This is a genomic window from Meridianimarinicoccus sp. MJW13 (assembly GCF_014901205.1).
Taxonomy (GTDB): domain Bacteria; phylum Pseudomonadota; class Alphaproteobacteria; order Rhodobacterales; family Rhodobacteraceae; genus Meridianimarinicoccus.
On sequence record NZ_JACNMU010000005.1, the window covers coordinates 237305 to 248704 of the forward strand.

14 protein-coding genes are annotated in these 11400 nt (G+C 64.4%); 2 read left to right on the forward strand and 12 right to left on the reverse strand.

All coding sequences use genetic code 11. The features are described 5' to 3' along the window. Positions 1 to 12 precede the first annotated feature (12 nt). The 5 genes from H8B03_RS10885 to H8B03_RS10905 are packed head-to-tail and all read right to left on the reverse strand — an operon-like array spanning position 13 to position 2118. On the reverse strand, positions 13 to 174 hold the full coding sequence (locus H8B03_RS10885; RefSeq protein WP_193141770.1) for a hypothetical protein: 162 nt from the start codon (positions 172 to 174) through the stop codon (positions 13 to 15). Next, positions 174 to 599 carry a thioesterase family protein gene (locus H8B03_RS10890; protein ID WP_193141771.1) on the reverse strand — a complete coding sequence of 142 codons (426 nt, stop codon included), beginning with the start codon at positions 597 to 599 and terminating at the stop codon, positions 174 to 176. The genes H8B03_RS10885 and H8B03_RS10890 overlap by 1 nt, the downstream gene beginning before the upstream one ends. Continuing rightward, on the reverse strand, positions 599 to 1201 hold the full coding sequence (locus H8B03_RS10895) for an NADH-quinone oxidoreductase subunit C (protein WP_193141772.1): 603 nt from the start codon (positions 1199 to 1201) through the stop codon (positions 599 to 601). The genes H8B03_RS10890 and H8B03_RS10895 overlap by 1 nt, the downstream gene beginning before the upstream one ends. A gap of 27 nt (positions 1202 to 1228) precedes the next feature. After that, positions 1229 to 1762 (reverse strand): NADH-quinone oxidoreductase subunit B family protein, encoded by a 534-nt coding sequence (locus H8B03_RS10900; RefSeq protein ID WP_193141773.1) that lies wholly within the window; start codon positions 1760 to 1762, stop codon positions 1229 to 1231. Further along, on the reverse strand, positions 1753 to 2118 hold the full coding sequence (locus H8B03_RS10905) for an NADH-quinone oxidoreductase subunit A (RefSeq protein WP_193141774.1): 366 nt from the start codon (positions 2116 to 2118) through the stop codon (positions 1753 to 1755). Before H8B03_RS10905 ends, H8B03_RS10900 begins: the two co-directional genes overlap by 10 nt. A 285-nt stretch (positions 2119 to 2403) precedes the next feature. Between H8B03_RS10905 and H8B03_RS10910 the strand changes: the two genes are divergently transcribed. Continuing rightward, the gene (locus H8B03_RS10910; RefSeq protein WP_193141775.1) at positions 2404 to 3717 is read left to right on the forward strand and encodes a glycoside hydrolase family 108 protein; all 1314 of its coding nucleotides are present in this window, start codon (positions 2404 to 2406) and stop codon (positions 3715 to 3717) included. Positions 3718 to 3723: 6 nt separating this feature from the next. On the opposite strand, the gene H8B03_RS10915 is transcribed toward H8B03_RS10910, so the two are convergent. Genes H8B03_RS10915 through H8B03_RS10925 form a run of 3 tightly spaced genes read right to left on the reverse strand, consistent with a single transcriptional unit; the run spans position 3724 to position 6161 of the window. Further along, positions 3724 to 4209, reverse strand: coding sequence for a lysozyme inhibitor LprI family protein (locus tag H8B03_RS10915; RefSeq protein WP_193141776.1), 486 nt, complete (start codon positions 4207 to 4209; stop codon positions 3724 to 3726). A gap of 8 nt (positions 4210 to 4217) precedes the next feature. Next, a complete protein-coding gene (locus H8B03_RS10920; protein ID WP_193141777.1) occupies positions 4218 to 5438 on the reverse strand; it encodes a DegT/DnrJ/EryC1/StrS aminotransferase family protein in 1221 nt (406 codons plus the stop codon). A 48-nt stretch (positions 5439 to 5486) separates the two neighbouring features. Beyond that, positions 5487 to 6161: an HAD-IA family hydrolase gene (locus H8B03_RS10925; RefSeq protein ID WP_193141778.1), complete on the reverse strand. Its 675-nt coding sequence runs from the start codon at positions 6159 to 6161 to the stop codon at positions 5487 to 5489. Between the two features lie 128 nt (positions 6162 to 6289). On the opposite strand from H8B03_RS10925, the gene moaA reads away from it, so the two are divergent. Continuing rightward, entirely contained in the window at positions 6290 to 7297 is a 1008-nt protein-coding gene (gene moaA / locus H8B03_RS10930; protein ID WP_193141779.1) for a GTP 3',8-cyclase MoaA, read from the forward strand. Between the two features lie 7 nt (positions 7298 to 7304). On the opposite strand, the gene H8B03_RS10935 is transcribed toward moaA, so the two are convergent. From H8B03_RS10935 to H8B03_RS10950, 4 genes are all read right to left on the reverse strand, one after another. Then, positions 7305 to 8231, reverse strand: a complete 927-nt coding sequence (locus H8B03_RS10935) for a sulfotransferase domain-containing protein (RefSeq protein WP_193141780.1) — start codon at positions 8229 to 8231, stop codon at positions 7305 to 7307. A gap of 13 nt (positions 8232 to 8244) precedes the next feature. Then, positions 8245 to 9408, reverse strand: coding sequence for a M20 aminoacylase family protein (locus H8B03_RS10940; protein WP_193141781.1), 1164 nt, complete (start codon positions 9406 to 9408; stop codon positions 8245 to 8247). 74 nt (positions 9409 to 9482) lie between these two features. Further along, on the reverse strand, positions 9483 to 10754 hold the full coding sequence (locus H8B03_RS10945) for a DUF3422 family protein (RefSeq protein ID WP_193141782.1): 1272 nt from the start codon (positions 10752 to 10754) through the stop codon (positions 9483 to 9485). Between the two features lie 64 nt (positions 10755 to 10818). Next, entirely contained in the window at positions 10819 to 11277 is a 459-nt protein-coding gene (locus H8B03_RS10950; RefSeq protein ID WP_226925871.1) for a phasin family protein, read from the reverse strand. Between the last annotated feature and the right edge of the window lie 123 nt (positions 11278 to 11400).

Below are 11400 nucleotides of genomic sequence, written 5' to 3' on the forward strand. Positions count from 1 at the left end.
CCTCGCCCTCTCCTAGTCTTCGGCCCGGGCGGCCATCACCCAAAGCAGCACGATCAGCCCGAAGGGGATCAGCGCCGTCAACGCCCAATACGGGTTCACCCGGTAGTGGGGCAGCAGTTTGAAAAGCGGCACGATGGTCAGCGCGCTGAGCACCAGGAACCAGAGCATCTGCATCAGGCACCCTCCCCCGGACGCTTGGCGGCGACGCGTTTTTCGAAACGCTCTTTCCCGATCAGGCCGCGCAGGTGCCGGCCCTCGCCGATCAGGTCGTGACCATCGTGGCCGCGCACCTTGAACCAGATGAAATTGCCGTCGATCGACTGCACCTCGGTGTCCACCGTGACCGTCAGCCCCGGCGGGGTCGGTGCGCAATGGGTCAGATCGAAGGCGGTGCCCAGCGAGCATTCGCCGTCTTCGTAGAACGGCGCCAGCTGTTCGACGCAGGCCCATTCGAACAGGCCGATCATATAGGCGCTGGACAGCACTTCGGGCATGTCATCCATGACCCGCGCATCGGGGAACAGCCGCGGCACCACCTCTTCCGGGCGGATCACCCGGCTGAAGCTGGCGCGGGCGCCTATCTGGAGACCGGGCTTCATCAGGCGCCTTTCTTCTCGTCGCCGGGAAGGATGTATTCGGCCCCTTCCCAGGGCGACATGAAGTCGAACTGGCGGTATTCCTGCACCAGGTTCACCGGCTCGTAGACCACGCGCTTTTTCTCTTCGTCGTAGCGCACTTCGGTGTATCCGGTGGTCGGAAAGTCCTTGCGCAGCGGATGGCCGCGGAACCCGTAGTCGGTCAGCAGGCGGCGCATGTCGGGGTGGCCGGAAAAGATCAGCCCGAACATGTCGAAAACTTCACGCTCGAACCAGTTCGCCGCCGGATAGACCGACACCAGCGAGGGCACCATCTGATCCTCGCGCACGGCGAACCGTACGCGGATCCGCTGGTTCTGGTACATCGACAGGAAGTGGTAGACCACGTCGAACCGCTTGTCGCGCGCGGGATAATCCACGGCGGTAATGTCCACCAGCGACGAGAAGCGGCAGGTCTGGTCGGTCTTAAGATAGTCGCAGAAGGCCAGCAGCGAGGCCGGGGTCACGGTCACGGTCAGTTCGTCGAAGGCGATCTCGGTGCTGACCACGCAATCGGGGCGTGCCAGCTCGATATGCGCCGCCAGTTCCTGAAGCTGTTCGGTCATGTCCTTGGTCCTCTGGGCGATGCGCGGTTAGCGGATAAGGGTGCCGGTGCGGCGGATCTTCCGCTGCAACTGCAGGATGCCATACAGCAGCGCCTCGGCCGTGGGCGGGCAGCCCGGCACATAGACATCCACCGGCACCACGCGGTCGCAGCCACGCACGACGGAATAGCTGTAGTGATAATAGCCGCCGCCATTGGCGCAGGAGCCCATGGACACCACGTAGCGTGGCTCGGGCATCTGGTCATAGACCTTGCGCAGCGCCGGGGCCATCTTGTTGGTCAGCGTGCCCGCGACGATCATCAGGTCGGACTGGCGCGGCGAGGCACGCGGCGCTGTGCCGAACCGCTCCATGTCATAGCGCGGCATGGCGGTGTGCATCATCTCGACGGCGCAGCAGGCCAGCCCGAAGGTCATCCAGTGCAGCGAGCCGGTGCGCGCCCAGTTGATGATGTCCTCGGTCGAGGTCAGCAGGAAACCCTTGTCTTGCAGTTCCTTGTTCAGGCCCTGCGTGGCGACTTCGCGGTCCGGGCCCGCGGCGTTGGCTGCGGTGCTCACTCCCATTCGAGCGCCCCCTTCTTCCATTCATAGGCAAAGCCGATGGTCAGAACCGCAAGGAACACAATCATCGACCAGAACCCCACCATCGAGATGTCCTTGAAGGCCACCGCCCAGGGGAACAGAAATGCCACTTCCAGGTCGAAGATGATGAACAGGATCGCGACCAGGTAGAAGCGGACATCGAATTTCATGCGCGCATCGTCGAATGCGTTGAAGCCGCATTCATAGGCGCTGACCTTTTCGGGGTCGGGATTCTGCACCGCCAGCAGGGCGGCGGCCAGGATCAGGACCAGACCTAGTGCCACGGCAATGCCCAGAAAAACAAGGATGGGCAGGTACTCTCGAAGCAGTTCGTCCATACCGGATTGCCTCCCGCGTAGCTTTTACGACCGTTGTGGCCTTGGACTTACTCCCCCCCATCGGGGCGGTCAACTCGCCACCCAAATGGATATCCAGCTAAAATCACTATTAATCAATACCTTGTCGTTCGACCTTGGTGCTTAGCGCCGTAATGACGCAGGACCTTGAACCAATATCCCCGCGCGACTCGCCGTGCGCAGCCCAGGGCAAGCCCGCAACACCTGACGTTGACTCGGTTACGATGTGAAACCCACAGTGGTTAACAGGCTGCGCCCGGAGGTCCCATGAGCCCGCTACTCGGAATTGCCGTCAATATGCTTCCCGGACTGGCCAAGCGCCTGACGCGAGGTTCCAGACCCGAAACCCAGGATCTTGTAGAGACCGTCGTACGCGAGGTGCTGAACACGGACGATCCGCAGGAAGCCGCCCTGCGGTCGGAAGATCCGCAGCTGTCGGGCGAGTTGCGCCTGCGGCTGGCCGAAATCGAAGCCGCCGCTGACAAGGCCGATCAGGAGGCGCAGGAGCTGTTGCGCCAGGCCCAGCTTGAAAAGCTGCGCCTGGATATCCAGGCGGCGTCGGAACAGCGCGCCGGGCAGCTGGACGAACTTGAAAAGCGTCTGGACGACAAGCAGGACGCGCGATCCACCATGGTGGATCTGAACAAGTCGGGCAGCTATCTGGCCTGGGGTCCGGTGCTGGTGTCGACGGTGGTGGTGGTGGGGTTCTTCGTGACCCTGATCTCGCTGGTGTTCCTGGTGAAGAACGGCACCGCCAACGCCACCGAGGGCGCGGGACAGTTGATCCTGCAGATCCTCAACATCGCCGTGGGCGCGCTGACAGCGGGCTTTGCCACGGTTATCAGCTTCTGGCTGGGATCCTCGAACGGATCCCAGAAAAAGGACATCAACGCGGCGCAGGCGCAAAACACCGTTGCACAGATCCAGAAGGACAATGTGCGGGCCACGCAGGCGATGGTGGATGCGCAGAACAGGCAGACGGCCGACCTGATCCAGCGCATGTCTGCCGCGGCGAACCCGGCTCCGGTCATGGCTGCGGCCGCAGGCGGCCCCAAGGCCAAGGACGCGCGCCAGTTCGTCAAATGCCTGGACATCATCTTCATGCACGAAGGTGGCTATGCAGATCATCCCGAGGATCCGGGCGGCGCCACCAACATGGGCATCACCCACAAGACGCTGGCAGCATGGCGTGGTCAGCCGGTCACCAAGGACGACGTGCGCGACCTGACCCGCGAGGAAGCCGGAGAGATCTACCGGGCCAACTACTGGAACGCGCTGAGCTGTGACGGCCTGCCCGCCGGGGTGGATCTGGTGGCCTTCGATTTCGGCGTGAACGCTGGGGTTCGGCGGTCAGCCAAGCTGTTGCAGAAGCTGGTGCATGTGGAACAGGACGGTCAGGTCGGCCCGATCACCGTGGGCGCCGCAAAGACGCTGGAGGCCGAACACATCATCAACGCGTTCAGCGACGGCCGGATGGAGCATTACCGCAGCCTGAAAACCTGGGACACCTTCAAGAAGGGCTGGACCCGGCGCACCACCGAGACCCGCGCCACGGCTTTGGAAATGTCCAAGAACGGCTGAACCGCGTCACGGCGCGTCAGCCAACCATTCCCGGAAGTCCAGCACCCGGTCCGCGGTCATGCCCAGCTTGCAGTCGGCACCGATGAGGCTTCGGATCGTGCCCGAGCTGAAGCGCTGATACTGCCAGGCACACTCGGCATCACGATAATCCACCCAGGCCCGCTGCGCTTCCAGCAAGCGCGCGCTGTAGCCGCCCTCGGCCCCGGCATCCTGCGCATCCTGCGCCTCGGCCAGCGCCTGCACCTCGGGCCAATAGGCGTTCAAAAGCGCCTCCCAGGCCTCGATTTCCTTTCCCAGACATTCGACGTCTCCGGCGGTGGAGCTATCGCCGCTGGCCTCGGAACAGGCTGCGTAGACCGTTTCGACACAGTCTTGCTGATCGTCTCGCAGATCGCTGGCCTCGACGCAGGCGCGCAGGTCGCCCACGGCATCGGCATGGGCTGGGACGGCAAGACCGGCCAGAAGGGCGGCAAGGGCTAGGGGGGAGCGCATGGGCGACCTCACGGGGCTGTGGGTTCAAGGGGATGGCGGGCGGTGGATTGCACCGCGATCACCTCATCGCGGATGATGCGGGCAATCAGGGTGCAATCGTCAAGGCTGAAGGTCAGGGGCAGGCGCATGTCCAGAAGCCCCGCCAGTATCCGATCCGTTGCCGGTTGCCGGACGGGATCGGAATAGCTCCAGTGCTCATATCGCGACGTGAAGCCCGTGGGTTGCGGTGCGCCGAACCATTTCAACTCCACCCCCCGCGCCTTGCAGCGGGACAAGACCGCCGCGATGGCCTCGGGCGGCCAGTCCGGCAGGCGGAACTGGATCGATGAGCCGACATAGGCCTCGGCCTCGGGACGGGCGATCAGGGTCAGGCCGGGGGTGTTTCGCAAGCCGTCTTCCACCCTGCCATAGCGCGCGTTCCAATCAGCACAACTGGCATCCAGCGTAGCCAGCTGCGGGCGCAGAAGTGCGGCGCGCAGGTTGTCCATGCGGCACGACATGTTGGGGATTTCGGCCGGGTTGTCGGGATAGGCATCGCGCGATGGTCCCGCCGGGTGCCGGTCGAAGAACATATAAGCCCCCGACAGGATCGTGGCGCGGGCCATCAGGGTCGCATCGTCGCTGGTCAGAAAGCCACCCTCGCCCGAGTTCATGTGCTTGTAGGTCTGGGTCGAGAAACAGGCCACGCGGCCATGCTGGCCCGAGCGCACGCTGTTCCAGCGCGCCCCCATGGTGTGGGCGCAATCCTCGATCACCGTGACCCCGGCGGCGTCGCAGATCTGCATCAGCCGGTCCATGTCGCCCAGATGGCCGCGCATATGCGACAGCAGCAGCACCCGCGCCTGCCCGATCTTGGCGGACAGATCGTCCAGATCGATCACCAGGTCCCCGGTCACTTCGACGTACACCGGGCGGGCACCGACGGCAGCCACGGCACCCGGCACCGGCGCCAGGGTGAAGGCGTTGGTCAGCACCGCCTCGCCCGGCTGCACGCCTGCAGCCCGCAGCGCCAGCGCCATTGCCGCCCCGCCCGAGGCCACCGCCAGACAATAGCGCGCGCCCTGCCAGGCGGCGTATTCCTGTTCCAGCAGCCCCACCTCGCCCGGTTCCGCGCCCACAAGGTTGTAGCGGTGCAGCCGCCCCGATTGCATGACCCGCAGCGCCGCCTGCTGCGCGGCCTCGGGGATCGGGGTTTGCTGGGTGAAATTGCCGGTGAAGATTTCGGTCATGGCAGAACGCTCGCCCATGCGGCCGGGTCGGTCAAGGGTTGGCCGCGCTTACGCTGGGGCGGGAAGAAGCGGCGCCAGCACCGTTTCCAGATCGCCATAGCCGTTCAACAACGCCTCGGGCGCAAGATCGGACACCGCCATGCCGTCCGGGCCAAAGGTCACCAGAATGCAGGGAATGCCGGCCGCCCGCGCGGTGTCGCGGTCGGTCTCGGTATCGCCGATCAGCACCGCGCGCGCCGGATCGCCGCCGGCCAGACGCACCGATTCCCGGAACGGCAGCGGGTCGGGCTTGCGCACCGGATAGGTGTCGGCCCCCACCAGCGCGTCGAACAAATCGGCCACCCCCAGACGATCGAGCAATTGCCGCGCCAGCCCCTCGGGCTTGTTGGTGCAGATGGCGGTGCGATAGCCCGTGCTGCGCAACCGGGTCACGGCCTCTACCGCGCCGGGATACAGGCAACTGTGCGTGTCGATGGCCGCGCCGTAAGCCTCGAGCAGGATCGGGTATCCGGCCTCGATGTCAGCCGCGCCATAGCCCAGCCCGGCCCGGTCGAAGCCAAGCGACAGCATCGCCCGGCCACCGCGAAAGGCGGTGGCTTGATCGGCCTCGGGGCTGAGCAGATCACCAAGGCCCCGGGAACGGAACACGGTGTTGGCGGCAGCGATCAGATCGCCCGAGGTATCGGCAAGCGTGCCATCCAGATCGAAAACCACGGTCGGCATCGGCAACTCCTTCGTTGGTCCTGCGTGCGATACCGCGTGGCGGCCGTGATGGAAACAGCCCTGGGTTAATCTTCACGTTATACAACACAGGACTTGCCCAAGACGGCCATCAACAATACGTCTTTGGCATGACAGCCCCGTTGATAGATCCCTTCGCCCGCCCGATTTCATACCTCCGGGTCTCGGTCACCGACCGCTGCGACTTCCGCTGCGTCTATTGCATGGCCGAAAACATGACCTTCCTGCCGAAGAAAGAGCTTCTGACGCTGGAGGAGCTGGATCGCATGTGCACCGCCTTCATCGGGCTTGGCGTGCGCAAGCTGCGCATCACCGGGGGCGAGCCGCTGGTTCGGCGCGATATCCTGACTTTCTTCCGCGAGATCTCGCGCCATCTGGACAGCGGCGCACTGGACGAGCTGACGCTGACCACCAACGGCTCGCAACTGGAACGTTATGCATCCGATCTGGTGGCCTGCGGCATCAAGCGGATCAATGTATCGCTCGACACGCTGGACGAGGCGAAATTCGCCCGTGTCACCCGTTGGGGCCGCCTGCCCCAGGTGCTGCGCGGCATCGATGCGGCCCAGAAGGCGGGGCTGCGGATCAAGATCAACACCGTGGCGCTGAAGGGCTTCAACGAGGACGAATTGTTCACCCTCGTGGACTGGTGCGCCGCGCGCGACATGGATCTGACCTTTATCGAAGTCATGCCGATGGGCGATCTGGGCGACGAGGATCGCATCGGTCAATACTGGTCGCTGGAAGATGTGCGGGCGCAACTGGCCACCCGCAGCCCGCTGACCGACCTGGCCGAGCGCACCGGCGGCCCCGCCCGCTATGTGCGCCTGGAAGAGAGCGGCCAGAAGATCGGGTTCATCACGCCGCTGACCCACAATTTCTGCGAAAGCTGCAACCGCGTGCGGCTGACCTGCACCGGCGAGTTGTACATGTGCCTGGGGCAGGAAGACTGGGCTGATCTGCGCAAGCCGCTGCGCAACCATCCCAAGGACGACGCGCCGCTGCGGGCGGCCATCCGCGCCGCCATCGCGCGCAAGCCCAAGGGCCATGATTTCGACTATTCCCGGCAGGAAGTCGCGGGCCAGATGACCCGGCACATGAGCCACACCGGCGGCTGAGCCCGGCTCAGACCGCCGCCGCGCGCCCTTCCAGCCAGTCCCGGCAATCGGGCGGCAATTCGCGCGCCGCAACCTGATCGTAAAGTGTCAGGTCGTCCCCGGTCAGCACGTCCTTCCAGCGCCCGTTGGTGCCCTTGTTGATGAAGGTGCGTGCGCCATCCTTGAACACGGCCTCGTTCCCGGTCGAGATCTGCGTGGCGGCGCGGCGCATGGATTTGAAGCTGACCGCTTTGGCAATGTCGCGACACATCTCGCTGGAACAGGCGATGTTCAGATAGGCGGCGATCCCGGCAATCTCGGCGCATGTGTCGGCCAACAGGTCGTTGAAATGCACGAAGCGGATGTTGGGCAGGTCGCGGAAGGCCCACCATGACCGGATATGGGCCATGTTGCCCCAGAACGGATAGCCTTCGTTTTCCCACGCGAACCAGCCCCGGCTGATCCAGTCCCGAAAGCCCTGGCGGATATCCCCGTCACAGGGCGGCAGGGGCGCGCCGACAAGGTTCTCGCCCCCGGCAAGCTGTGCCAGCGCCATTTCGGTGTAGTTTGAGTAGTGGTTCCAGAACGACATGAACACATCGCGCGGGTCGCGCCCGATCACCAGATATTGCGCTTTGGTGTCGAAGGCGGTGCCATCCGCCGGCAGATGCGATTTCAGGCAGCGCCGGTGGGTCTGGGCCGCCAGTTTCGCAACAAGATCGTCAATCGGTGGCGGCCTGAAATCGACCCAAGGGGAGAACTCTCCCAGTTCCCGCGGTTGCAGATCCTGAAAGATCAGGTGCAGCACGATAGTCTGCGTCCAGGTGGTGCCGCATTTGTAGGGCGTGGTGATGATGATGTCGCCCGCGCGCCGATCGATCCTGTCCCAGCGCGTGCTGTCCAGATGGTGATTCTGATAGACGCGCGTGCGCCTTGGCAGGTTGGGCCGGGACATCGCGCTGTCTGGCCTAGGCCAGCGGCAAGCGCGCTTCGGCCAGTTCCGCCCACCACGAGCAGCCCGCCGGGATCGCCTCGTCGTTGAAGTTGTAGTCCGGATGGTGCACCGCCGCGGTATCGCCATTGCCCACCAGAACATAGGCGCCGGGTCGGGCCTGCAGCATATAGGCGAAATCCTCGCCGCCCATGACCAGCGGCGCCTCGCCGCAATCGCCCGACACCTTGCGCGCCGCTTCTGCCGCGAATTTGGTTTCGCGCGCGGCATTGACCATCACCGGGTAGCCTTCGATATAGGCAACCACGGCCCGCGCACCGGCAGCGGCTGCGATGCCTTCGGCCACCGCGATCAGCCGGTCGCGCACCTGCACCCGCACGCCTGCGTCCAGCGTGCGCACCGTGCCGCGCAGATCGACGTGCTGCGGGATCACGTTGTGCGCCTTCGAGGACGACTCGATGCTGGTCACCGACACAACCGCCTGATGCACCGGGTCGGTGTTGCGGCTGACGATGGTCTGCAGCGCCATCACGATCTGGCTGGCGGTAACGATGGGATCCACGGTGTCATGCGGCTTGGCGGCATGGCCGCCCTTGCCCTCCAACCGGATGTTGAATTCATCGGTCGAGGCGAAGAACGGCCCCGGCCGGATCGCGAAACTGCCCACGGGCTGACCGGGCCAGTTGTGCATGCCGTAAACCTCGTCGATGCCGTAACGGTCCATCACCCCTTCCTCGACCATCACCCGGCCGCCACCGCCACCCTCTTCGGCGGGCTGGAAGATCACCACCACGGTGCCGTCGAAATTGCGGGTCTCGGCCAGGTATTTCGCCGCCCCCAGCAGCATGGCGGTATGGCCGTCATGGCCGCAGGCGTGCATCGCCCCCGGCACGGTCGAGGCATAGTCCACCCCGGTCGTTTCCTGGATCGGCAGCGCATCCATGTCGGCGCGCAGCCCGATGACCCGCCCGCGCGTGTCGCTGCGCCCCTTGATGACGCCCACCACCCCGGTCCGGGCGATCCCTTCTTCCACCGTGTCGCAGCCAAAGGCACGCAACTGTTCGGCCACCAGCGCGCCGGTGCGATGGGTGTCGAACATCAGTTCGGGATGGGCGTGAATATCGCGGCGGATGGCGGCGATCTCGCCCAGCATTTCAGAGAAACGGTTCTTGATTGGCATGACGGCAGGCCCCCTTGTTCAGGATCAATCTAGGCCCGCTGCGGCCCGGTTGCCAGTGGGCGCGTGGGATGTCCCTAGTGAAAGCGCTTCTTGATCCGTTCCACCATGTACCAGACCAACGCGATGACCGGCGGAGTCACCAGCGCGGCCAGCCAGGTCTTGGACAGCCCCAGCCCATAGCCCAGCGGCCCGACGATATAGAGCGCAAGGTTGATCGCGTAATAGCTGATTGCCACCACCGACAGCCCCTCGACCGTCTGTTGCAGCCGCAATTGCACATCGGCGCGCTGGTCCATGCTTTCCAGCAGCTTCTGGTTCTGGGCCGAGCGTTCCACATCGACCCGGGTGCGCAGCAACTCCCCCGCACGGGTGGCGCGCTCGGTCATCCGGGTCAGCCGCGCTTCGCAGGACGTAACGGTGCGCATCGCCGGATCGAAGCGGCGCATCATGAATTCGCCCAGCGTCTGTTGGCCTGACCGGCGCTCTTCACGCAGCGCCCGGATCCGCTGGGTCACAAGCGCATCATAGGCGCGCGTCGCGCCGAAGCGGAAGCTGGCCCGCGCCGAGAGGTTCTCCAGGTCGGCCGAGCTTTTCAGCAGCGAATTCAGCGTGCTTTCCGAAGGCCGATCCTCGTTGCTCATATCGGCGATCAGGGTCGACAGGTCGTTCTCGACCGCGTTCATGTGCTGGTTCAACTCGCGGGCCATCGCCAGCCCCAGCATCGACATCGACTTGTAGGTCTCGATCTCGCACAGGCGCTGCACGATGCGGCCGATCCGGTTCGGGCCGGTTTCGGGCCGGGCAAACACCGCCATGCGAATATGGCCCTGCGTGTCGATGCGAAAGTCGCTGGCCACGATCGCCGCGTCGTCGACCACATGGCTGCAGGCGACGCTGTCATTGACGAACCACTCTGCCAGCTTGCCGTCCAGGTCGGTCTCGGGGGTCAGGGTTTCGACCCGCACCAAGGCCGAGGTCACACGCACGCCGGGAATTTTCTCCAGCCAGTCGGCGGGAAACAGGTGGAAATCCTGCCCGGTGAAGGGCACCGCCGCCAGCCCGTCCGAGAACAGGGTGTAGGACACGAACTCGGTATGGCTTTCCCATTTCAGCATGTGCAGGCCGATGGCGCCGAAATAATGTGTGGCGTTGGGCTGCGGATGCTGGGCACCGAAGCGGTCCAGAAGATCCAGCAGATGCGCGCGATCCTCGTCCCGATCCCGCGCGGCGGCGTTGTCGGGACGCTTGAACGCCAGAAACAGCGCACGGCTGGGCGCTTTCAGCGACGGAAACGGGCGCGCGTGCAACTCGTTGGAGAGCGCATAGCGCAGCTCATGATCTTTCATGTCGGGGTTCTCTGGCCTCGGCGGCAATGGCAGGGGCGGCCCCCGAAGGCGCCGCCCGTCCGGATCACTTGGGTTTCTTCAGCTCGGTCATCGCCTCGTCGACCTGACCCTTCAGCTGGGTATAGGCCTCTTCGTTGGCGTCGCGCGCGCTGTCGGCCAGCTTGCGCATCAGCACCAGGGCCTTTTCCACGGCCTCGCCATAGGCTTCGGTGCGTTTGGAAATCGCGTCCGGTCCGGTGGTCTCATCCATCCAGGCCGTATGTTCGCGTGCCGCGCTGGTCATCTGGCCGAAAACCTCCATCTGCTTTTCCAGCAGATCCTTGTAGGCAGCGGCTGCGGCCTTGTTGGCGTCAACCATGGCTTCGAAGTTCTTGCGGTTCATGTCGAACACACCCGACATGTCGAAGGCCGGGCTTTTCGCCGGTTCGAACGCCGAGAACATGCGGTTCGGATCGAAATACTTCTGCACGTCGTTCGGGTCGAACATCTTGAACATCTGGCTGAAATCGTATGGATTCTTCATCACGTCGGTTTTCCCCCATTCTTCCACGGGCATTCCGGAACCAGGTTCCGTCCCGCAGTGAACCATAAACAGCTTCGTCCCGCCAAGGCAGAGGAAGGCCCGTAGTGCGACAGAATCACACTG